Here is a 22887-nt window from a genome sequence, read left to right as displayed (position 1 = left end):
CGGGAGCGTGGGCGGTCGCGCGTCACCGCGTCCGCCCCTGTGGACGACACGCGGTCCGTCCACAGATACGGAGCGTATCGGTCCAGGTCAGCGGCGATCGGCGGTGCCGCCCGGCACACGGATGTCCGGGGTAACCGCTACCTTGCGCACATGGACCTGGCGTACCTGCGGGCACACCCGGAGCACCTGCCGACCTTCCTGACCCACCAGCGGATCCGGGAGACCCCGGTCTCCGGCGGTGACATCTGCGCCGCCTCCCGGCTCACGCTCGACGACGGGCACTCGGTGTTCGCCAAGACCTGGCCGGAACGGGCGGCGCGTCCGCTGCCGGAGGGCTTCTTCGCCGCCGAGGCGGCCGGGCTGCGCTGGCTGCGCGAGGCCGGCCCGGTGCCCGTACCGGATGTGCTCGTCGCGTTGCCCGACCTGCTGGCGCTCGACTGGGTGGAGCCCGGCGAGCCGACGCCGGAGGCCGCGGAGGCGTTCGGCCGCGACCTGGCCGGGCTGCACTGCGCCGGGGCGCCCGCGTACGGCGCGGACTGGCCGGGGTTCATCGGCGCGCTGCCGCAGGACAACACGCCCGACCCCGGTCCCTGGCCGGACTGGTTCGCCCGGCGCCGCCTGCTGCCCTACCTGCGCATGTCGGTCGACGGCGGCGCGCTCGACGGCGCCGGAGCGGCGCTCGTCGAGCAGGTCGTCGAGCGGATCGGCGAGTTCGGCGGTGACGAGCAGCCGGCCCGGCTGCACGGCGATCTCTGGCCCGGCAACCTGCTCTGGGGCGCCGACGGCCGGGTCTGGCTGGTCGACCCGGCCGCGCACGGCGGCCACCGCGAGACCGACCTGGCCCAGCTCGCGCTGTTCGGCGGTCCGCCGCACCTGGACCGGATCACGGCCGCCTACCGGGAGGCGTGGCCGCTCGCCGACGGGTGGCGGGAACGTGTACCGCTGCACCAGTTGCATCTGCTGCTCGTGCACACCGCGATCTTCGGCGCGGCGTACGCGGACGCGGTCCTCTCCACCGCCCGTGCCGCCCTCCGGGGGCCCGACCGCGCTACGGTCGAGGGATGAGCGCCCCCCGGACGGCCGACGGCGTCCTCGCCGACCGGTACGGCCGTGTCGCCCGGGACCTACGGGTCTCGCTCACCGACAAGTGCAACCTGCGCTGCACCTACTGCATGCCGGCGGAGGGCCTGCCCTGGCTGGCCAATCCGCAGCTGCTCACCGACGACGAGATCATCCGGCTGGTGGGTGTCGCGGTCTCCCGGCTCGGCATCACCGAGGTGCGCTTCACCGGCGGCGAGCCGCTGATCAGGCCGGGCCTGCCGGGCATCGTGGCCGCGGTCGCCGCGCTCACGCCCCGGCCGCGCATCTCGCTGACCACGAACGGCATCGGTCTGGCCCGCATGGCGCCGGCGCTGCGTGCCGCCGGGCTGGATCGCGTCAACGTCTCCCTCGACACGCTGGACCGGGACCGGTTCACCGCGCTGACCCGCCGCGACCGGCTCGCCGACGTGCTCGCCGGGCTGGCCGGGGCCGCGGAAGCCGGGCTAACCCCAGTGAAGATCAACTCGGTGCTCATGCGCGGCACGAACGACGACGAGGCGCCCGCGCTGCTCCGGTTCGCGCTCGCGCACGGCTACGAGCTGCGGTTCATCGAGCAGATGCCGCTCGACGCCCAGCACGGCTGGGACCGCTCGACCATGGTCACCGCCGACGAGATCCTGGCCTCCCTGCACGCCGCGTTCGCGCTGACGCCGGACCCGTCCGAGCGCGGTGCGGCACCGGCCGAGACGTGGCTGGTGGACGGCGGGCCGGCCCGGGTCGGGGTGATCGCCAGCGTGACCCGGCCGTTCTGCGGCGACTGCGACCGCACCCGGCTCACCGCCGACGGCCAGGTGCGCAACTGCCTGTTCGCCACCGAGGAGTCGGACCTGCGCGGCGCGTTGCGCGACGGCGCGGACGACGAGGAGCTGGCTCGCCGCTGGCGCGCCGCGATGTGGGTCAAGCGGGCCGGGCACGGCATCGACGATCCGACGTTCCTCCAGCCCGCGCGCTCGATGTCGGCGATCGGAGGCTGAGGGTGGAGCTCACAGTCCGCTACTTCGCCGGGGCCCGCGCGGCCGCGGGACGATCCGAGGAGACCGCATCCGCCGGCCGGTCCCTGGACGAACTCCTCGATGACCTGGCCGCCCGGCACGGCGAACGCCTCGCGGTGGTGCTGAAGGCGGCGAGTTTCCTGGTCGACGGCGTGGCCTGTCATGATCGACGGGCACTGTTGCCGGCCGGGGTGACGGTGGACGTGCTGCCGCCCTTCGCGGGCGGCTGAGGGGGGCACACGTGCTGGCCATGGCGACATTCCTGGGCTTCGTCGTGCTCGTGATCGGCCTGATCCACTTCTACCTGTGGAGGCGGCTGGTCCGGGACACCACGCGCCCCGGGCGGTGGCGCCGGGCCGGTGGCGTGACGATCGCGGCGCTGGCGGTGCTCGTGCCGGTGACCATGGCGGGCACGCGCAACGGCTGGTACTGGCTGGCCTGGCCCGGCTACCTCTGGGTCGCGCTCATGTTCTACCTGCTGGTGCTGCTGCTGGTGCTGGAGGTGCCGACCGCTGTGGTCCGGCTCGTGCTGCGTCGGCGGGCCCGCTCGGCGGTCGCCGCCGGCCCGGAGCCCGAGCCCGAGCCCGCGCTCGTGGGCGCGGCGACGGCGGACGGTCCGACGCCGCCGCCGGTCGACCCCACCGACGCGCCGCCGGCCGGCACCCACGCGCCGGACCACGACCCCTCCCGGCGGCTGCTGCTCGCACGCGGGGCGGCGATCTTCGCCGGGCTCACCGCCGCCGGTGTCACCGGGTACGGCGTCCGCACCGCGATGGGTCCGCCGCAGCTCGACCGGGTGCAGATCCCGCTGGCCAAGCTGCCCCGCAGCATGGACGGCCTGCGTATCGCCACCGTCTCCGACATCCACATCGGGCCGTTGCGCGGCCGGGCGCACACCGAGCGGATCGTCGCGATGATCAACCGGATGGACGCCGACCTGGTCGCCGTGGTCGGTGACCTCGTCGACGGCACGGTGGCCGAACTGGGCGAGGCCGCCGAGCCGCTGCGCGACCTGCGGTCCCGGTACGGGAGCTTCTTCGTCACCGGCAACCACGAGTACTACTCGGGCGTCGAGGAGTGGGTCCGCGAGGTCGACCGGCTCGGCCTGCGCGTGCTCCAGAACGAGCGGCAGGAGATCCAGGCCCGGGGCGGCGTGCTGGACCTCGCCGGGGTGAACGACGTGAGCGCCGCCGGCACCGGGGTGGCCGCGCCCGCCGACTACGCCGCCGCTCTCGGCGACCGCGACCCGAGCCGGCCGGTGGTGTTGCTGGCGCACCAGCCGGTGGCCGCGCAGGAGGCGGCGAAGTTCGGCGTCGACCTCCAGCTCTCCGGGCACACGCACGGCGGCCAGATGGTGCCGTTCAACCTGGCGGTGAAGCTCGAACAGCCGGTGGTCTCCGGTCTCGGCGAGGTCGACGGCACGAAGGTCTACGTCACGAACGGCGCCGGCTTCTGGGGCCCGCCGGTGCGGGTGGGCGCGCCTCCCCAGGTGACGCTCGTCGAGCTGCGCGCTCAATAGCGTGCATGGGCCGCCGAGTCCAGCACCGCATTGCTCAGGTCACCCGTACGCGTGGCGACGGGCGGGCGGGGGACCGGACGTGACAGGATGCGGCGTGCCTCCGTTCAGCGCCGCACCCCCCGGTGGCCTCCCGCCGTACGTCGCGGATCTGCACATCCACTCGAAGTACTCCCGCGCGTGCAGCCGCGACCTGACCCTGCCGAACCTGGCCTGGTGGGCCCGGCGCAAGGGCATCGGCGTGCTCGGCACCGGCGACTTCACCCATCCCGCCTGGTACGACCACCTGCGCGAGACGCTGCACCCGGCCGAGCCGGGCCTGTACCGGCTCTCACCCGAGGCGGAACGGGACGTCGCCCGGCGGCTGCCGCCCCGGCTGGCCAGTGAGGCGGAGGCCGACCCGGTCCGGTACATGCTGAGCGTGGAGATCTCCACGATCTACAAGCGCGACGACCGGACGCGCAAGGTGCATCACCTGATCTACCTGCCGGACCTGGACGCGGTGGCCCGGTTCAACACCGCGCTGGGCCGGATCGGCAACCTCGGCTCGGACGGCCGGCCGATCCTCGGGCTGGACTCCCGCGACCTGCTGGAGATCACGCTGGAGGCGAGCCCGGACGGCTACCTGGTGCCCGCGCACATCTGGACGCCCTGGTTCTCCGCGCTCGGCTCGAAGTCCGGCTTCGACGCGATCGCCGACTGCTACGCCGACCTGGCCGAGCACATCTTCGCGGTGGAGACCGGCCTGTCGTCCGACCCGGAGATGAACTGGCGGGTCGGCAGCCTGGACCGCTACCAGCTGGTGTCGAACTCGGACGCGCACTCGCCGCCCGCGCTGGCCCGGGAGGCCACGGTCCTCACCGCCGCCCGCGACTACTTCGCCATCCGCGAGGCGTTGCGGACCGGCGACGGGCTCGCGGGCACCGTCGAGTTCTTCCCGGAGGAGGGCAAGTACCACGCCGACGGGCACCGGCTGTGCGGCGTGAACTGGTCGCCGGAGCGGACCCGCGAGGCGGGCGGACGCTGCCCGGAGTGCGGCAAGCCGCTGACTGTGGGCGTACTCAGCCGGGTCGAGGAGCTGGCGGACCGCGCGGCGGGGCACCGGCCGGCGCACGCCCGCGAGGTGACCCATCTGGTGCCGCTGGCCGAGATCCTGGGCGAGCTGAACCGGGTCGGCGCGCGGTCGAAGAAGGTCGAGGGCAAGCTCAACGAGCTGATCGCCGCGCTCGGCCCGGAGCTGGAGATCCTCACGCGTACCCCGATCGAGGAGATCGGCCGCGTCGGCGGCGAGCTGCTCGCGGAGGGCATCGGCCGGCTGCGCCGCGGCGACGTGCGCCGGGTGCCGGGCTACGACGGGGAGTACGGCGTGATCACCCTGTTCGACCCGGCGGAACTGGGCGCCGGGGGTGCCCGGGCCGGGCAGGAGACGCTGTTCGACGTACCGGTGCCCGCGCAGCGGCGGCCGGCGGAGTCGGCGCCGAAGCCGAAGGCCAAGCGCCCGGCGCCGGCCCGGCCCGAGCCGAAGCGCACGCCGCCGCCAGCGCCCCCGATCGCGCCGCCGCCGTCTCCGCACGAGCCGTTCGAGCCGATGCTCGCCGGGATGGAGGAGGTCGGCACCGGCCTGCTGGACCGGCTGGACGCGATGCAGCGGGTGGCCGCGTCGGCGCCGGGTGGCCCGCTGCTGATCGTGGCCGGTCCGGGCACCGGCAAGACGCGCACGCTCACCCACCGGATCGCGTACCTGTGTGCGGAGCTGAACGTCTTCCCTGATCAGTGCTTGGCGATCACGTTCACCCGGCGGGCGGCCGAGGAGCTGCGGCACCGGCTGGACGGGCTGCTCGGCCCGGTCGCCGAGGACGTCACGGTGGGTACGTTCCACTCGCTCGGCCTGACCGTGCTGCGGGAGAACGCGACGGCGGCCGGGCTGCCGGCGGACTTCCGGATCGCCGACGAGGCGGACCGGGCGGCGGCGCGCGCCGAGGCCGGTGACGACGACGAGCGGTACGTGGCACTGCTGCGCAAGCGGGACCTGGTCGACCTGGACGAGCTGCTGACGCTGCCGGTGGCCCTGCTGAAGGGTGACCGGAAGCTGGTCCGCGAGTACCGCGAGCGGTGGAAGTGGATCTTCGTTGACGAGTACCAGGACGTCGACGCGGTGCAGTACGAGCTGCTGCGGCTGCTCAGCCCGCCGGACGGCAACCTGTGCGCGATCGGTGACCCGGACCAGGCGATCTACTCGTTCCGGGGCGCCGACGTGGGCTACTTCCTGCGGTTCTCGCAGGACTTCACCGACGCGCGGCTGGTCCGGCTGAACCGCAACTACCGCTCCTCCGCGCCGATCCTGGCCGCCGCGGTGCAGGCCATCGCGCCGTCGTCGCTGGTGCGCGGCCGGCGTCTCGACCCGGCCCGGCTCGACCCGGAGGCGCCGCTGGTCGGCCGGTACGCGGCGAGTTCCGCCTACGACGAGGCCGACTTCGTGGTCCGTACCGTGGACGAGCTGGTCGGCGGCCTGTCCCACCGCTCGCTCGACTCGGGTCGGATCGACGGGCGGACCACCTCGCTGTCCTTCTCCGACATCGCGGTGCTCTACCGGACCGACGCGCAGGCCGCACCGATCGTGGACGCGCTGGCCCGGGCGAACATCCCGGTGCAGAAGCGCTCGCACGACCGGCTGCGCGACCGTCCCGGCGTGCCCGCAATCGCCCGCGAGCTGCGCCACGCCGGTCTGGACGGTTCGCTCGCGGCCCGGGTACGGCAGGCCGGGCAGATCCTGGCCGAGCGCTTCGCCGTGCCCACGCTCGACGGTTCCGGCGCGGTACGCCCCGAGGACGTCCGCACGGCGGTGGACCTGCTCACCCCGCTGGCCCGGCGCTGCGGCGACGACCTCGACCTGTTCCTCAACCAGCTCGCCACCGGCGCGGAGGTGGACGCGCTCGACCCGCGCGCCGAGGCGGTCACGCTGCTCACGCTGCACGCCGCGAAGGGTCTGGAGTTCCCGGTGGTGTTCCTGGTCGGCGCCGAGGACGGGCTGCTGCCGCTGCGCTGGCCCGGATCCGAGCCGGACGACGACGCGGTGGCCGAGGAGCGCCGGCTGTTCTTCGTCGGGCTGACCCGGGCACAGGACCGGCTCTACGTGAGCCACGCGGGCCGCCGCGCCCGGCACGGCGCGGAACGCGACACCCGCCCGTCGCCGTTCCTCGACGTGATCGACCCGGCGCTGTTCGAGCGTCTGGACGCGACCGAGCCCCGCCGTCCGAAGGACCACCAGCTCCGTCTGATCTGACCGCCCGCGGCGCACGGGCCGAGCGCGCAGGTCAGCCGAGGACGGCGGCGAGCCACGCGCCGCCGAGCAGCGCCGGGCCGAACGGCACCGGCGTGTCCCGGCGTACCCGGCCGGCGGCGAGCAGGACCAGCACCGTGACTCCGGCGAGCACGTGCGGCAGGATCAGCCCGAGCCGCAGCGCCGGCCAGCCGAGCCAGCCCAGCGGCAGCCCGAGCGCGGCGGCGAGCTTCACGTCGCCGAAGCCGAGCCGGGCGCGGGGCAGCAGCGCCAGCAGCGCGTACCCGATGAAGGAGAGTGTGGCCCCGGCCACCGCGACGGCCAGGTGGCGCGGTTCGCCGGTCGTCGCTGTGGCAGCGGCCGGTCCGAGCCCGCCGCCGAGCGCGACCAGGCCGACGAGCGGGTCGGGCAGCCGCAGCGCGGTCAGGTCGGTGACCACGAGGACCAACCCGGTGGCGGCGACCGGCAGCAGCGCGGCCAGCGCCGGATCGGCGCCCCGGGCGGCGGCGAGCCCGCCGAACACCACGGCGCCGACGAGGGCGAGCACACTCCGGTTCGGAGTTCGGACCCGGCCGTCGGTGTCGGGAACGAAGGACCGCCCGGCCGGGACCGCCGCCCACCCGGCCGCCGCGCCCAGCAGCGCGATCCCCGTCACCAGCAGCGCCGACACGGGCCGGGACGCTACCGCCCGGCCGGCTCCCCGGCCGTCCCGTCGACGGCTGGTGGCGGGGACCGGCGGGGACGCTCGGTGCTCACCACCACCGCCACGCCGACCACGATGACCGCACCGCCCATCAGCACCTGCGAGGTGATCGGTTCCGCGACGAACAAGGCGCCGAGTGCCACCGCGACCACCGGGTTCACGTACGCGTACGTGGAGACCAGCGAGATCGGCGCGTGGGCGAGCAGCCAGACGTACGCGGTGAAGGCGACCAGCGAACCGGCCACCATCAGGTAGGCCATCGCCGCCCAGGACCGTCCGGTCACGTCCGCGAAGGAGAAGCCGCGCAGCTCACCTCGGGCCACGCCGACGAGCGCGAGCACCGCAGCGCCGGCGACCATCTCGTAGACGGTGGCCACGAACGGGTCGGCGGGCATCCGGATCTTCCCGGACAGGTACGAGCCGACCGACCAGCTCGCCGCCGCGGCGACCACTGTCAGCGCGCCTGCCACCGGCACGCCGTCCACCCCGTCGCGGGGCAGCACGAGCAGGACCAGACCGGCGAAGCCGAGTGCCACTCCGAGGAACGTCCACGGTCGCGGCCGGTCCCCACCTGCCGTCCGCAGCAGGACCACGAGCAGCGGCACGGTGGCGACGAGCAGCGCCGCCACCCCGGACGGTACGGCGGTCCCGGCCGGGCCGGACTCGGCGAGCACCACCAGGCCGTTGCCGCCGGCGAGCAGCAGCACACCGACGAGCGCGGCGGAGCCGACGCGGCGTGCGGGCACCCGCAACGCGCCGGGTCCACGTCGCAGGCGCAGCACGACGGCGAGCACCACCGCGGCGGCGGCGAACCGCATCGCCGCGGAGATCAGTGGCGGCAGGGACTCGACAGCGACCCGGATGCCCAGGTAGGTCGAGCCCCAGAGCAGGTAGACCAGCACGAGTGCGGTCCAGATCAGCGCGGTGCGGGCCGGCGGCGTCGCGGAATCGACAACGTTCGTCGCACTCGTGGGGCGTGAGCTCATCGTGGGACCACGCTACGGTGACCACGGCGTCGGCGTCCCCAGTTGGTGGCCGGCCTCTCAGCACTGGCGTACGCAGGAGGCGTTCATGTCGAACTTCGGTCCACCGGGCGGCGGCTCTCCCGAGCCCTGGGGACGGCCCGACGACGGCTACGCCCCGCAGCCCGATCCTCGCTACGCCCCGCCGGGCGACCCGCGTTACGCCCCGCAGCCCGACCCGCAGTACGGCCCGCCGACCCAGCAGTACGGCCCCGCCGACCGGTACGGCCCGCCCGCCCAGCAGTACGGTTCCGGCGACCGCTACGGCCCGCCGGCCGATCAGTACGGGCCGCCGACGCAGCGCTACGAGCCAGGACCGGCCTGGTCACCCGGGCCGCCGCAGCAGGGCCACCCGGGTGACCCCTATGCCGGGCCGCCGTACGGCGGCGGGCAACCGCCGTACGCCGAGCCGACGCCGCCGAAGCGCGGGAAGGGCCCGCTGCTGGTGGTGGTGATCGTGCTGGCCGTGCTGCTGCTGGGCGGCGCCGGGGCGTACTGGATGCTGGGCCGGGACGAGCAGAGCCCGACCGGCGGCACGACCGCTGCCACCGAGCCGGCCGCGGATCCGACCGGCGAGGCCGCGCCGCCGAGCGAACCGGCCGACACGACGCCCACGACGGCGGCCCCGGCCTCGTCGACCGATCCGCGTTTCGTCAAGGCGGGCCAGTGCGTCGCCAACGAGGGTGGCGGCGGCCAGCCGAAGCTGGTGATCGCCGACTGCGCCCCGAAGACGTACGAGGTGCTGCGCCGCATCGACGGCGCGACGAGCGGCAAGAAGGACGCGGAGGCGAAGTGCGGGAAGGTGGCCGGTTACACCGACTGGTACTTCTTCGACAGTGAGCTGGACACGCTCGACTTCGTGCTCTGCCTGAAGCGCCGCTGACCCTGTCCGCCTGTCGGTAACCAAAACTAGGGCTGTCTAGCGTGGATGCTAGACAGCCCTAGTTTTCTGTCGAGGCCGACACGCGGTAGCCGCCTCTATGCGCATCTAGCCTGGTCGCTAGAGAACCCGATACTGTGCGATTCGTGGATCCGGTCCGCAACCCGTACGCACCGGGCGCCGGCCAGCGCCCGCCCGAACTCGCCGGGCGGGGGCGGGAACTGGACGTCTTCGACGTGGTGCTGGAACGGATCGCCCGCGGTCGCCCCGAACGCAGCCTGATGCTCACCGGCCTGCGGGGAGTCGGCAAGACGGTCCTGCTCAACACGCTGCGCTCCGAGGCAATCAACCACCTCTGGGGCACCGGCAAGATCGAGGCCCGGCCGGACCAGTCGCTGCGCCGCCCGATCGCCGCCGCGCTGCACATGGCCGTCCGCGAGCTGGCGCCCCGGCACCGTGCCCCGGACCGGATCGACGCGTTCCTCGGCGTCCTCAAGGCGTTCGCGCAACGCTCCACCCCCACCGGGCGGGGCGGCGCGGCACCCAAGCTGCGCGACCGCTGGCAGCCCGGCATCGACGTACCCGCGAGCAGCGGGCGCGCCGACTCCGGCGACATCGAGATCGACCTGGTCGAACTGCTCAGCGACGCGGCGGCGGTCGCCACCGACGTCGGCACCGGCATCGCGATCTTCATCGACGAGATGCAGGACGTCGGCGCCGAGGACGTCTCCGCGCTCTGCGCCGCCTGCCACGAGCTGTCCCAGCTCGGCGCGCCGCTCATCGTCGTGGGCGCGGGCCTGCCGCACCTGCCGGCCGTGCTCAGCGCCGCCAAGTCGTACTCCGAGCGGCTCTACCGCTACCAGCGCATCGACCGGCTCGACCGGATCGCCGCCGACCAGGCGCTCTGCGCGCCGGCCGAGCGGGAGGAGGTCGAGTACGAGCAGAAAGCCCTCGACCTGCTCTACGAGAAGTCCGGTGGCTATCCCTACTTCGTCCAGGCGTACGGCAAGGCCACCTGGGACCACGCGCCCCGCTCCCCGATCACCGCGGCGGACGTCCGGGTCGCCGCGCCCGAGGCGGAGGCCGAACTGGCGGTGGGGTTCTTCGGCTCCCGGTTCGAGCGGGCCACGCCTGCCGAACGCGAGTACATGCGCGCGATGGCCACGCTGGCGCTGGTGGACGGCGAGGAGGGCGGCCGGGACGACATGGACGCGGCGGTGCCGACCGCCGAGATCGCCCGCGCGCTCGGCCGCAAACCGGCCAGCCTCTCCCCGGCGCGTGATGCGCTGATCAAGAAGGGGCTGATCTACTCCGGCGAGCGGGGGACTGTGGCGTTCACAGTGCCGCACTTCGGCCGCTACCTGCGTACCCAGCCCGCCTGACGGCTCAGGCCGCTCGGGCCGCGCGGTCTCAGGCCGCTCGGCCGCGATCCGGACCGCTCAGACCCGCGACCACGGTGGCGGGAAGACCACCTCGCCGGACGGCGGTGACGGCTCTCCGCTCGCCGACGGCGGTAACACCAGCGCCTGCCACGGCTCCCCCAGCCCGGACCAGGGACTGGTCAGGCCCAGCCGGTCCGCCGGGCCGAACCCGAACCGCCGGTAGTAGGCCGGGTCGCCCAGCACCACCACCAGCCGCTCGCCCAGCTCGGTCGCGGCGTCCAGTGCCGCCTGCACCGCCGCCGTGCCGTGCCCCAGCCGCTGCCGGTGCCGCGCCACCGCCACCGGACCCAGGGCCAGCGCCGGCCAGGTGCCGCGTTCGGTGCGTACGCCGACGCGCGTGAGCAGCGCGTACGCCACCACCTCGCCGCCGTACTCGGCGACCATGGCCAGCTCCGGGATCCACGCCGGGCTGTGCCGCAGCTCCTCGACCAGGCCGACCTCCGGTGGGGTGGCCACGTCGGGGCGGGCGAAGGCGGCGGCCAGCACCCGGGCCACCGGCGCCTCGTCGGCGGGGCCCTCGGGGCGCAGTCGCAGCGTCGTCACCCGCGCGACCTTACCGAACGCAACCGGTCCATCCGCGACGGTCGCTGAAATCGATACCGTTCGGACGTCCACGTCGGCCGATACCTTTCGTGTGTTGCGGGGATGACGACGCCCCCGACGGGGTAAGACTGAGCCATGAAGCCCGTGCGCTCCCTCGCCCGAGTCATGTTGAGCGGCATCTTCGTGGTCAGCGGCGCCCGCAACCTGCGCAACCCGGAACGCCTGGTGCAGGCCGCGGAACCGGTCACCGGGAAGGTCGCCCCGCTGATCCAGAACGTGCACCCCCGCATCCCCACCGACACGGTCTCGCTGATCCGGGCCAACGCCGCCACCCAGCTGGTCGGCGGCCTGATGCTCGCCACCGGCCGGTTCACCCGTCCGGCCGCGCTGGTGCTCGCGGGCACGCTCATCCCGACCACCGCCGCCGGCCACGCCTTCTGGAACAACGACGACCCGGCCGCGCGCAACAACAACCAGATCCACTTCCTGAAGAACCTCGGCCTGCTCGGTGGCCTCCTACTCGCCGCCGCCGACACCGAGGGCAAGCCGGGGCTGCGCTGGCGCGCCGGCCACCGGATCGACCACTTGCGCCGGTCGGTCAAGCGCGCGGTCCGCACGGCGCGCCGCGAGACGAAGATCGCCGTACGCTCCGCGGCGACCGCCCGCCGCATGCCCGGCTGACCGGGCACTCTGTACGGCCTACCACCCCCCCGCAAGGCCACCAATCACCTGAACCGTCCGAGACCCGTTAACGCGGTGGAAATGTCAAAAACACGTGTGGGATCGGACACGGTCGCGTAACGCGGGAGGCAGCAACGTGAGGCGCCGTTCTAGGCTCCGTTCTGGACCTGGACGGGTACGACGACCTTGGTACGGGGGTGGCCACGCCATGCCGACGACAGTCGGTAGACGGACCAACCGCCTCGCCCCGACCTCCCGCGTCGACCGCCGGATCGTGGTGCGTCTCGGCGTCGTTGCCGCCGTGTCGTACGCCGCGTGGCTCGCCATCGGCGCCTTCGGACGGCCGTACAACTTCTTCGACATGAAGATCTACCACGGCGCGGTGCTGTGGTGGGCCGGCGGCAACGAGCTGTACGACTTCGTCGCGCCCTCGACCACGCTGGGCTTCACCTACCCCCCGTTCGCCGCCCTGGTCATGCTGCCGATGTCGTGGCTGCCGGTCGACGGCGCCGGCTTCGTCAACGCGCTCGCCAGCATCGGCGCACTCGCCGTCGTCCTCGCGGCGCTGCTACGCCCCATCGTGGACCGGCTCGGCTGGCCGCTCTGGTTCACCGTCGGCATCGCCACCCCGCTCGCGGTCGCCATCGAGCCGTCCCGGGAGACGCTCGGCTACGGGCAGGTCAACCTGCTGCTGTTCGCGCTGATCATGGCGGACATGGTGGGCCTGCGCTGGCGGGCCAAGCGGGGCACCCACTACGAGACGGCCGATTCGCCGCTGGCCCGGTTCGTCTACAGCGGCGCCTGGGCCGGTGTGGGCATCGGGCTCGCCACGGCGGTCAAGCTCACCCCGGCACTGTTCGTGGCCTATCTGATGCTCACCCGGCAGTGGCGGGCCGCGCTCACCGCTGTCGGCACCGCCATCGGCGTGACCATCGCTACGTTCGGTGTGCTCGGTGAGGAGTCCCGCGCGTACTTCGCCGACGTGCTCTGGCAGACCGAGCGGGTCGGCGCGGCGGACATGACCGCCAACCAGTCCCTCGCCGGTCTGCTGGCGCGCCTCTACGACTCGATCGAGACGCCCGGCCTGCTCTGGCTGGCGTTCTCGGTGCTCATCCTGGCGCTGGGCCTGTCCCGGGCGATGAGCGCCCGCGCCGACGGCGACGAGCTGACCGCGTTCACGCTGGTCGGGCTCACCGCCAACGTGATCAGCCCGATCTCCTGGTCGCACCACCTGATCTGGGTCATCCCGGCGATCATCGTGCTGGCCGACGCCGCGGTACGCCGCCGCGAAGCCAGCCGCGGCCTGCCCCCGCGCGGCACCGGCGGTCCCTCGGCCAACGGTGTGCCGGCACTGCGCCCGCCGATCTGGTACCCGACGCTGACCGGGCTCCGCCACGGCGTCGGCGCGCTCGGGCTCTACCTGCTGTTCCTGATCTCACCGATCTGGCCGTACGAGCACCAGCTCCCCGAGGTGTCCCACTACCAGGACGGCCTGTTCGGCGCGCTGATGGAGAACTCCCTGGCCATCGCGCTGATCGTGCTCGTCGCGGCGCTGCCGTGGCGTCCCGGCGCCGAGCCGGCGTTCTACCACGAGCGGCTGGGCCGCACCGCCGCGCTCGCCGCCCGGCGCTGAGCCCTCAGGGGCAGTTCACCCATTCCTCGGTGCCGTCGTCGAAGACCTGCCGCTTCCAGATCGGCAGCCGCGCCTTCACCTCGTCGACCAGCCGGGCGCAGGCAGCGAACGCGGCCGCGCGGTGCGCCGTGCTGACCGCCGCCACCAGTGCCACGTCACCGATCTCCAGCGGGCCGATCCGGTGCGACACCGCCACCGCGTACACCTGCGGGTCGGCCGCCACCTCGGCCGCCACCTCGCGCAGTACCGCCTCGGCGGTGGGGTGGCCCTCGTACTCCAGCCGGGTGACCGCCCGCCCGTGGTCGTGGTCGCGGACCACGCCCTGGAAGGACACCACCGCGCCGGCACGGCGGTCGGCGACCGCCGCCTCGTGCGCGGCCAGGTCGAGCGGCCGGTCGGTCACCGCGCCGAGCACCACGCCTGCTTCCACTGTCACGACGTCTCCCGTCGGCTCGTTCGTCGCGCTCACCCGAATCGCTCCCCGGGGGTCAGTGGCAGCGGCACCAGCGGCACCCGGTCGCCGGCCGCGCCGCTGGTGCCGGGCCGGATCATCGCGAACCCGTCCGCGCCGGCCAGCCCACGCAGCATCGCCGAGCCGACGTGCCGCACCGGGTACGCGGTGCCGGCGACGCGGTCCCAGCGGGCCAGCGCCAGATGGGTGTAGTCGCCGCGCCCGGGAATCGGCTCGGCCAGTGTCACGTGCGGCAGTACCGGCATCTGCCGGCCGGTGAGACCGGCGAGCAGGGGCGCGACGAGCGACACGAGCGCCACCACGGCCGACTGCGGGTTGCCGGGCAGACCGGCCACGAACCGCACCCGCCCGTCGCCGTCCACCAGCCGGGCGAGCAGCATCGGGAAACCCGGGCGCACCGCCACGGTGTTCACCACGTAGTCGGCGCCGAGCGCCTCCAGCGTCGGGTGCAGGTGGTCGACCGGACCGTGCATGGTGCCGCCGGTGGTGCAGACCAGGTCGGCGTTGGCGAGCGCGCCCCGCAGCGCCGCCACGTGCGCGGGCAGCGTGTCGGCGACCGGGCCGACCACGTCGGCCGCGCGCACCTGGCAGCCGTAGCGGCGCAGCCAGGCCGGCACCGACGGACCGAGCGCGTCACGGACCCGCCCGGCGCCGGGCGGACCGGAGGTGAGCAGTTCGTCGCCGAAGACCAGGAGCGCGGCCCGGGGTGGGCGGCGGACCCGCAGCGTGTCGTGCCCGCAGGAGGCGGCCAGGCCGATCACCGCCGGGTCCACGGGCGTGCCGGCGGGCAGCAGTACCTCCCCGAGGTGCGCCTCCTCGCCCGGCTCCCGCCACTCCGGCGCCGGGCGGGGCGTGCCGGACACCAGGCCGTCCGACGTACGCGTCGACTCCTCGATCCGCAGGATCGCCGTCGTGCCCTCGGGAACCATCGCGCCGGTGGCGATCTCCACCGTGCTGCAGTCGGCCTCCAGCGGAGGCGCGGTCTGCCCGGCGAGCACCCGCCCGACCACCCGCCACGGCCCCGCGCCGCGCACCGCCCAGCCGTCCACGCTGGAGGTGGGGAACGCCGGCAGGTCGGTGCGCGTGGTCAGCGGCTCGGCCAGGGTGTGCCCGTCGGCCTCGGCCAGCGGACGGGCCACCGCGGGGAGCGCGGCGGACAGGCCCACCGCGTACACCCGGGAGCGGGCCTCCTCCCACCCTGCCGGTGGTGGCGTGCCGGCCTCGGCCGCGGCGGCTTCGGTTTCCGTGCTCATCCGGCGAGCCTAACGCCGGGGCACGTGCCGCGCGGGGTCAGTGGTCGCCGCCGCGAAGCTGGTCGACGGCGTGCCGCAGGATCGGGCCGAGCACCGCCAGACCGTCCCGGGCGCCACCGCGTGAGCCGGGCAGGTTGACCACGAGCGTCCGGCCGGTCACCCCGGCCAGCCCGCGGGACAACGCAGCCGTCGGCACGGTGTCGCGGCTGTGCGCGCGAATCGCCTCGGCGATGCCGGGGATCTCGTAGTCGAGCAGCGCGCGCGTCACGTCGGGCGTGCGGTCGGTCGGGGTGATGCCGGTGCCACCGCTGGTCAGCACCACGTCGACGCCGTCTGCGCGGGCGGCACGCAGGGCGTCGCCGACCGGTTCGCCGTCGGGCACCACCACCGGAGCGTCGACCTCGCAGCCCAGCTCGCGCAGCCCGGTCACGAGCAGCGGGCCGCTGGTGTCCTCGTACACCCCGGCGGCAGCCCGGTTGGACGCCACGATCACCCGGGCCCGGATCACGGCCGGTCCTCCGGCCGGACCCACTCGCCGGTCTTGCCGCCCTCCTTGCGGAGCACCCGGACGGCGTCCACCGAGGCGGCCGGGTCGACCGCCTTCACCATGTCGACCAGGGCGAGCCCGGCGACCGCCACGGCGGTCAGCGCCTCCATCTCCACGCCCGTGCGGTCGGCGGTCTTCGCGGTGGCGGTGATCTCCACCGTGTCGGCGGTGAGGTCGAGGTCGACTGTGACGCCGTGCAACGCGATCGGGTGGCAGAGCGGGATCAGGTCGGGCGTGCGCTTGGCGCCCATGATGCCGGCGAGCCGGCCGACGGCGAGCGCGTCGCCCTTGGGCAGGCCGTCGCGGCGCAGCAACTCCACCACCTCGGCGGTGGTGCGGAGGCGGCCGGCGGCGACCGCGAACCGGCCCGAGACCGGCTTGGCGGAGACGTCGACCATCCGGGCCGCACCGGCCGGGTCGACGTGGGTGAGCTGCGCGGGTTCGGTCACGGCCCGACCCTATCCGCCGGGTACGACGACGCGGGTGCTCCGGCCTGCCCGGGTGCCGCGGCCTGCGGCGGGGAGGGGCGTCGTGTCGGGTGCCGGTGCACGACGCCCCTCCCTCACCTGCCCACCGCCGATTCGCTGGGGGGAACTGACGGTGGGGGCCTCGTTCGGCCGGGTCCGCTCTGGCGCTGAACCCTCCCCGTGGCCGATGCCGGGGACGCTAACGAACGCCGCGATAAGAAATCGATAAGCCGGTTCAGGCCGGCGTCTCGGCGAGCTGCCGGCGCAGGTCGTGGCGCTCGGGCGCACCCATCCGCTCGAAGATCGCCAGCGCGCGCTGCCGGTACCGTCGCGCCTGCGCCGGCTCCTTCTCCGCAAGATGTCCGGCCAGGCCGTCCAGGGCGCGGGCCTGCTCGTACGGATGGCCGATCCGGGTGGCGATGGCGAGTGCCTCCTCGAAGACGGCCACCGCTTCGTCGGCTCGCCCCGTAGCTCCCAGGGTGACGGCCAGCTCGTTGCGTGCCTGGGCCTGGACGTGCCGCTCGCCGGATGCGGCGGCGGCCTCGATGGCGGCCTCGTGGTGCCGCAGCGCGTCGTCGTAGCGGCCGAGTTGCCGGTAGGTGCCGGCGAGGTCGCTGAGCGTCTCGGCACGGCCGAAGCCGTTGCCGGTGCGATCCCGGAGCGCGAGCGAGGCTCGGAGCAGGCGCTCCGCCGCCGCGTTCTGTCCCAGGCGGTATCTGAGGCCACCGAGATGCCCCAGTGCGTTCGACATGTGGAACGGATCCTGCTTGATCCGGGCGGCGAAGAGGTGCAGCCGATGAACCGCCGTCGACTCGTCGTAACGACCGAGGTAGCGCAGTGTCAGGCCGAGGTTCGGCAGGACCGGAAGGGTGTCCAGCGCACAGCTGCGCAGCGTCATGCGGTTGGCTTCGAGCGACTGGTGGAGCCGCCCGGTCAGCCAGTGCACGGCGCCGAGGTTGAACCGTGCCCGCTGGGCGCCCGATTCGTCACCGAGCCCGGTGAGGATCGACACGACCTCGTGCAGGTGTGCCGAGGCGTCCTGGTAGGCGCCGGTGCGTACGCACGCCGAGGCGAGATAGTTGTGCATGAGGGCCACGGCGTGCCGGTCCCCGCACCGCTGGGCGGCGGCGAGACCCACCGCGTGCGTGGCCGATATGTCGTCGAAGTAGCCGCGTATGTAGAAGAACCGCCAACCGGCGCGAGCCAGACGCCACGCCATCGGTTCATGGCCCTGGTCAGCCGCCTGACGGACGAAGGCGTCCAGGTTCGACCGCTGTTCCTCCAGCCAGTCCAGGTCGCGGTCGACGCGTCCGGCGAGCAGATCCGGTCGAAGCGGTTCTCCGAGCCGCAGGTGCTGCGCGAGCACCCGGCCGTCCTCGATCGACGCGGACGCCCGCACCACCGAGTGCAACACGTGATCCAGCAGGTTCCGGATCGCCGGTCGCCCGGTCGTCGGCTCGTCCTCCTGCCGGGCCAGTTCGGCGGCGTAACGCCTCATCAGGTCGTGCAGGCGGTACCGGCCGGCCGAGGTCTCCTGCACGAGGTGGCGGTCCACCAGTTCGTCGAGGACGTCCGCCGCGTCCCGCAGGGGCAGGTCGGTGAGGGCGGCGACCATGGCGGTGTCGAGGTGGTTCCCGGCCGCCAGCCCGAAGGATCGGAAGGCTTTCCGGCACGCCTCGTCGAGCGGCTCGTACGACTCGGCGAACGCCTCCACCACGCTTCGCGCCTCGGCACGGAGACCGGGGAGGAAGATCGACCTGTGGCTCAACCTGTCGACGAGGTCGGCGATCCGCCAGTCGGGCCGATGTGCCAGCCGGGTGCCGGCCAGTCCGACAGCGAGAGGGAGGCAGCCGCAGATGTCGACCAGTTGTCGCGCGGCCTCCGGCTCGGCCGCCACCCGGCCGCTCCCGATGAGGGTGGCGAGCAGTTCGAGCGCCTCGGCCTCGGCGAGGACGGCGAGGGACACCGGCGGTCGTTCGGTGAGTGCCAGCAGGCGCCGCCGGCTGGTGACGAGGACGACGGCCGATCCGGAGACGGGTAGCAGCGGCTCGACCTGCCGGCTGTCGGCGGCGTTGTCGAGCACCACCAGCACCGAACGCGCGGCCAGTTCGCGCCGCCACATCTCCTGCCGGTCGGGCAGTTCCAGCGGTATCCGGCCGGCCGGCACACCCAGTTGGTGAAGCAGCGTGTCCAGGGCCACCGCGGGCCGCATCCGTGTTCGCGTGCTGTGTCCCCGCAGGTCGACGAAAAGTTGCCCGTCGGGGAAGCGCTCGGCCGACCGGGAGGCCACGTGCAGGGCGAGGGTCGTCTTGCCGCAGCCCGCCATGCCGTCGATCACCCGGATCGCCGGACCCTGCCCGGATGCCTCCCGCACTTCGCACAACAATCGATCGACCATTTCCTCCCGGCCGACGAAATCCATCACCGTCCGCGGCAACCAATTGCGCTTATGAGCACCACTCCGGATCGTCTCCACCTCGCGCGCCGATTCCGGAATCCGGCGTCGCGCCCGGGTGGCCGCCACACGAAGTCGTTCCATCTCCGCGCTGGGTGGCACCCCGAGCTGATCGGACAACGCCTCGCGAGTGGCGCGGTAGACGGCCAGGGCGCCCCCTGCGTCGCCGGTCTGGATGAGCGCGCGCATCAGGAGACACTGCGCCCGCTCGCGCAGCGGCTGATGCGAGACGTGGTCACGCAGTAACGACACCGCTGATTCGGGGCGCCCGAGGTTGAGATATGCCTCTGTCAACAGTTCCAGCGCCGCCTGCCGTTCCTGACTCACGGCCTCGCGCTGAGCGGTGAGTGCCGGCCCCAGCGCCAACCCTGCGAGCAGTGGGGCCGCCGCGCCGACCACCTCGACGAGCACCGGGACGGCCTGCGCCGACCGCCCCGCCCGCATCAACTCCCGGGCGCGGCGCGAGCGCACGTTCAGTCGATGCAGATCGATCAGCTTCTCGTCGATGAGAAGTCGATAGCCGCCCGGTTCACGGACGATCCTCGCTTCGTCGTCCGCACCCGAGCCGAGACTCCGCCGCAGATTGGCGGCGTAGGTCCGGACGTTTGCGATCGCCGACCGTGGTGGAGCGTCCGGCCACAGCTCGTCCACCAGGTCATGAACCGTGACCAGCCGGTTGGCCCGCGCGACGAGTAGCGCGAACACCAACTGCTGCTTGGGCGTTCCAAGCGGTAGGTCCACGGCGCCGAGTCGCGCCGCCAAGCCCCCGAGAACCCGGATTTCCATGCTGCTGTTCCAGCCTCAGTGGGCACCCGCCCACCACGAAGCGACAGCGTAATCGATTCGTCACAGAGGCGTCGCCCCGGGCTCAGGCGCTGGTCGCCGCCGTCGTCCGACACGTCTGCCGAAGTCACCCGAAGCACGGTTGTAATGTTTCGCCGCCACAGCGACGCTACACACGGACCGAGTGGTATCGCGCTATTCGATGCGCTCAGCGACGGCCCGGGTACCTAAAGGAGACAGTCGGCTTCGCTCCGCAAGCAGGCCATGGACAGAACGTCATTTAACCCGCAATAGTTACTTATATTGCGCATACCGACATTAATTCTTTCAGACCAACTCGAATATCCCCTAATCTGCCTTCAGTCAGCAAGGCGCGGATACGCGCAAAGAAGGCACAGGGCGCCGGCGGCAATGAGCGGCAGCGGATCGAAGTAACGACTTCAGTCCGTGACCATTCCGCCCCGAAGCGATATCCGAGGAGGGCAGCACAATGCGCAGCACCGAATGGGGATGAGTTTCCCGGACCCGGGTGAAGCGGTAGGCTGCCGCTCATCGCATACCGACGGTGAGCGGCGGGTGACTCGGGTTGAGCCGAACCACGGAAAGCCGAACGGCTGTCGACCCACACCTGCGCGGGATCGTCTACACGTTGGTCGCGGGGGCGACGATCGTCGCCCTCACCGCGATCTACTCCGCCCGTACACAACACCCTGACTCCGTACGTGACTTCGTCACCGTCACAGCCCTCGTCGTGACGGTGACCCTGGCCACCGTCATCAAGACCCGTCTGCGGATCCGCTCCACCACCTTTTACTTCGCCTGGGTCGAGACCGCGATCGTCATCGGCCTCGCCGTCGCTCCGCCCTCGTGGGTCGTCCTGGCCACCGGGATCGGCGTGGCGTGCGGATCAGTCACCCGCCTGGCCCCCATCAAGGTGGCATTCGCCATCGCGAAGCACACACTGGTGGCCGGCGGAGCCACTGTCGCCACCCTGCTGCTGGGAAGCGCCTGGCCACCTCGGGAGCCACTCGGCATCGTCGTCCTGCTGGGGTTCGTCTACCTGGTGGCCGCGGTCCTCGATGACGTCCTCGCGATCCCGGTCATCGCGCTCGCCTCCCGCACACCGATCCTCCAGCAGTTCCGCGACGACCTCGACCTGCGGATCGCCGGTTTCGGCCTGCGTTTCCTGGTGGCCGCCAGCACCGTGCTCATCCTGCGGGTCGACCCCCGCCTGCTGCTCGCCGTACCGGCGCTGGTGCTCAGCCTGCACCTGGCCTACTCCAGCCGCATCCGCACCCGCACCGAGCAGCAGGCATGGCAGCGCCTGGCCCGCGCCACCGACGCCCTCAACGTGGTCGACCTCGACCAGGTGCTCACCACAGCGGTCACCGAGGCCAGCGAACTCTTCTCCGCCGACGAGGTCGAGATCGAGCTGCGCGACGGCGAACGCACCGTCCGGGGCAACGGCACGGACATCGCGTACGACGGAACAGCCCCCCGGCCCAGCGCCGTCGACGGTCAGGTCATGCCGGTCCCGCTGGAGGGCCACGACCGCACCGACGACGTAGGCGTGCTGCGGCTGCGGTTCGCCGGCCCGGTCGAACTCTCCGAACGCGAGCAGTACACCCTGCGTACCTTCGCCTCCGCCCTCTGCACCGCGGTCCGCAACGCCCAGGCGTACGCCGAACTCGCCCGCATCGCCGAGGACCACGCCTACGCCGCCACCCACGACGCCCTCACCGGCCTGTCCAACCGGCGGCACCTGCTCGACGAGGGCAGCGCCCAGCTCACCAGCCGGCACGCCGACGGCGTCACCGCCCTGGTGCTGATCGACCTCAACCACTTCAAGGAAGTCAACGACACCCTCGGGCACGGCGCCGGCGACCAGGTGCTGATCCAGGTCGCCGAACGACTCCGCGGCGCGGCCCGCCCCGACGACCTGGTCGCCCGGCTCGGCGGCGACGAGTTCGCCGTACTCCTGCGCGGCCTGCCCGCACCGGCCGTCGCCGCCCACCGCGCCGAGGCCCTGCTCGCGGCGCTGCACGACCCGCTCGACCTCGACGGCATGCGGATCAGCGTGGAGGCCAGCGGCGGCATCGCCGTCGCCCCCGCCACCGGCGGCATGGCCGAACTGCTGCGCCGCGCCGACGTGGCCATGTACCAGGCCAAACGCGCCGGCCAACGGGTCGCCACCTACGCGCCGGCCCGCGACACCGCCGACCTGAGCCGGCTCACCCTCGGCGGCGAACTGCCCCGCGCCGTCGCCGACCACGAGTTCACCGTCAACTTCCAGCCCATCGTCGACCTGGGCAGCGGCGAGGTGATCGGCGCGGAGGCACTCGCCCGCTGGCACCACCCCACCCACGGGCTCATCGACCCGCTGCGCTTCCTCGAAGCGGTGGAACGCTCCGGGCTGCTCCCCGCGTTCGCCGAGGCGATCCTCGACCAGGCGCTCATCGCCGCCGGCTCCTGGCGCGACGCCGGCTTCGACCTGCCCGTCTCGGTGAACGTGTCCCCGCGCAGCCTGCTCGACGCCCGCTTCCCCGGCGCCGTGCTGGCTCGGCTACGCGCCCACGACCTCCCGCCGGACCGGCTCGTCCTGGAACTGACCGAGACGCTCACCCTCAGCCAGCTCGACGTCGTCGACCGCGTCCTCAGCCGCCTGCGTGACTCCGGCGTCCGGCTCGCACTCGACGACTTCGGCACCGGATACTCGTCGCTCTCCCTGCTCTCCCGCATCCCCGTACACGAATTGAAGATCGACCGCAGTTTCGTCGGCGCCATGGAGACCGCGCCCGAAGCCGCCGCCGTGATCCGCTCCACCCTCGACCTCGGCCGCAGCCTCGACCTCACCGTGGTCGCCGAAGGCGTGGAGAGCGAACCGCAACGCCGCGCGCTCTGGGAACTCGGCTGCGCCGCCGGGCAGGGCCACCTGTTCGCCCGGCCACTGCCCGCAGCCGCGCTCCTCGCCGCCCTTCAGCGCGGCCACGGCGGCCGGACCGGCGCGCTCGCACCCGCGCTGCACGACGCCGGCGCCGTCATCCGCCTCCCCGGCCGCCGCACCGGCCGCACCCGCCCGTCATCCCCCGCCGCCACCGACGCCCGGCAACCCTGACC

18 protein-coding genes are annotated in these 22887 nt (G+C 73.2%); 10 read left to right on the top strand and 8 right to left on the bottom strand.

Translation table 11 applies throughout. The features are described from left to right. The first annotated feature begins 150 nt into the window (after positions 1-150). The 5 genes from FHX31_RS30575 to FHX31_RS30555 all read left to right on the top strand — a co-directional run bounded on the left by FHX31_RS30575 (position 151) and on the right by FHX31_RS30555 (position 6892). Positions 151-1065, top strand: a complete 915-nt coding sequence (locus FHX31_RS30575) for a fructosamine kinase family protein (protein ID WP_184977616.1) — start codon at positions 151-153, stop codon at positions 1063-1065. Then, entirely contained in the window at positions 1062-2075 is a 1014-nt protein-coding gene (gene moaA, locus FHX31_RS30570; protein ID WP_013289331.1) for a GTP 3',8-cyclase MoaA, read from the top strand. Before FHX31_RS30575 ends, moaA begins: the two co-directional genes overlap by 4 nt. A gap of 2 nt (positions 2076-2077) precedes the next feature. Further along, positions 2078-2323 carry a MoaD/ThiS family protein gene (locus FHX31_RS30565; RefSeq protein ID WP_013289332.1) on the top strand — a complete coding sequence of 82 codons (246 nt, stop codon included), beginning with the start codon at positions 2078-2080 and terminating at the stop codon, positions 2321-2323. A gap of 20 nt (positions 2324-2343) precedes the next feature. Beyond that, the gene (locus FHX31_RS30560) at positions 2344-3612 is read left to right on the top strand and encodes a metallophosphoesterase (RefSeq protein ID WP_221488171.1); all 1269 of its coding nucleotides are present in this window, start codon (positions 2344-2346) and stop codon (positions 3610-3612) included. Positions 3613-3706: 94 nt separating this feature from the next. Next, positions 3707-6892, top strand: coding sequence for a UvrD-helicase domain-containing protein (locus tag FHX31_RS30555; RefSeq protein ID WP_145823121.1), 3186 nt, complete (start codon positions 3707-3709; stop codon positions 6890-6892). 31 nt (positions 6893-6923) lie between these two features. Here the strand turns inward: FHX31_RS30555 and FHX31_RS30550 are convergent, their stop codons facing one another. Together FHX31_RS30550 and FHX31_RS30545 are read right to left on the bottom strand one after the other, a co-directional pair. Then, the gene (locus FHX31_RS30550) at positions 6924-7559 is read right to left on the bottom strand and encodes a prepilin peptidase (protein WP_013477509.1); all 636 of its coding nucleotides are present in this window, start codon (positions 7557-7559) and stop codon (positions 6924-6926) included. Between the two features lie 11 nt (positions 7560-7570). Beyond that, entirely contained in the window at positions 7571-8578 is a 1008-nt protein-coding gene (locus FHX31_RS30545) for an EamA family transporter (RefSeq protein ID WP_232236626.1), read from the bottom strand. An 85-nt stretch (positions 8579-8663) separates the two neighbouring features. Between FHX31_RS30545 and FHX31_RS30540 the strand changes: the two genes are divergently transcribed. Further along, positions 8664-9497 (top strand): LppU/SCO3897 family protein, encoded by an 834-nt coding sequence (locus tag FHX31_RS30540; RefSeq protein WP_030269511.1) that lies wholly within the window; start codon positions 8664-8666, stop codon positions 9495-9497. Between the two features lie 143 nt (positions 9498-9640). Then, complete coding sequence (locus FHX31_RS30535) at positions 9641-10876, top strand: ATP-binding protein (protein ID WP_041784376.1); 1236 nt, start codon at positions 9641-9643, stop codon at positions 10874-10876. 57 nt (positions 10877-10933) lie between these two features. Here the strand turns inward: FHX31_RS30535 and FHX31_RS30530 are convergent, their stop codons facing one another. Then, the gene (locus tag FHX31_RS30530) at positions 10934-11479 is read right to left on the bottom strand and encodes a GNAT family N-acetyltransferase (protein WP_013289339.1); all 546 of its coding nucleotides are present in this window, start codon (positions 11477-11479) and stop codon (positions 10934-10936) included. A gap of 135 nt (positions 11480-11614) precedes the next feature. On the opposite strand from FHX31_RS30530, the gene FHX31_RS30525 reads away from it, so the two are divergent. Next, on the top strand, positions 11615-12160 hold the full coding sequence (locus tag FHX31_RS30525) for a DoxX family protein (protein WP_047893318.1): 546 nt from the start codon (positions 11615-11617) through the stop codon (positions 12158-12160). Between the two features lie 208 nt (positions 12161-12368). Beyond that, positions 12369-13793: a glycosyltransferase 87 family protein gene (locus FHX31_RS30520; RefSeq protein ID WP_013289341.1), complete on the top strand. Its 1425-nt coding sequence runs from the start codon at positions 12369-12371 to the stop codon at positions 13791-13793. Positions 13794-13797: 4 nt separating this feature from the next. Here FHX31_RS30520 and FHX31_RS30515 read toward each other — a convergent pair whose 3' ends face one another. The 5 genes from FHX31_RS30515 to FHX31_RS30495 all read right to left on the bottom strand — a co-directional run bounded on the left by FHX31_RS30515 (position 13798) and on the right by FHX31_RS30495 (position 19773). After that, positions 13798-14223 carry a molybdenum cofactor biosynthesis protein MoaE gene (locus FHX31_RS30515; RefSeq protein ID WP_176921779.1) on the bottom strand — a complete coding sequence of 142 codons (426 nt, stop codon included), beginning with the start codon at positions 14221-14223 and terminating at the stop codon, positions 13798-13800. Positions 14224-14258: 35 nt separating this feature from the next. Then, on the bottom strand, positions 14259-15518 hold the full coding sequence (locus tag FHX31_RS30510) for a molybdopterin molybdotransferase MoeA (protein ID WP_013477513.1): 1260 nt from the start codon (positions 15516-15518) through the stop codon (positions 14259-14261). Between the two features lie 37 nt (positions 15519-15555). Then, positions 15556-16026, bottom strand: coding sequence for a MogA/MoaB family molybdenum cofactor biosynthesis protein (locus FHX31_RS30505; RefSeq protein WP_013477514.1), 471 nt, complete (start codon positions 16024-16026; stop codon positions 15556-15558). After that, positions 16023-16514: a cyclic pyranopterin monophosphate synthase MoaC gene (gene moaC / locus FHX31_RS30500; protein WP_184977615.1), complete on the bottom strand. Its 492-nt coding sequence runs from the start codon at positions 16512-16514 to the stop codon at positions 16023-16025. Before moaC ends, FHX31_RS30505 begins: the two co-directional genes overlap by 4 nt. Before the next feature lie 253 nt (positions 16515-16767). Then, a complete protein-coding gene (locus tag FHX31_RS30495) occupies positions 16768-19773 on the bottom strand; it encodes an AfsR/SARP family transcriptional regulator (RefSeq protein ID WP_184977614.1) in 3006 nt (1001 codons plus the stop codon). 583 nt (positions 19774-20356) lie between these two features. Here FHX31_RS30495 and FHX31_RS30490 point away from each other — a divergent pair. Next, positions 20357-22885 (top strand): putative bifunctional diguanylate cyclase/phosphodiesterase, encoded by a 2529-nt coding sequence (locus FHX31_RS30490; RefSeq protein ID WP_387032651.1) that lies wholly within the window; start codon positions 20357-20359, stop codon positions 22883-22885. Positions 22886-22887 lie beyond the last annotated feature (2 nt).

Source organism: Micromonospora sp. CNZ286 (genome assembly GCF_014207755.1).
The sequence above is the reverse complement of the archived record's forward strand: the minus strand, read 5'-3'. Positions and strand labels throughout refer to the sequence as shown.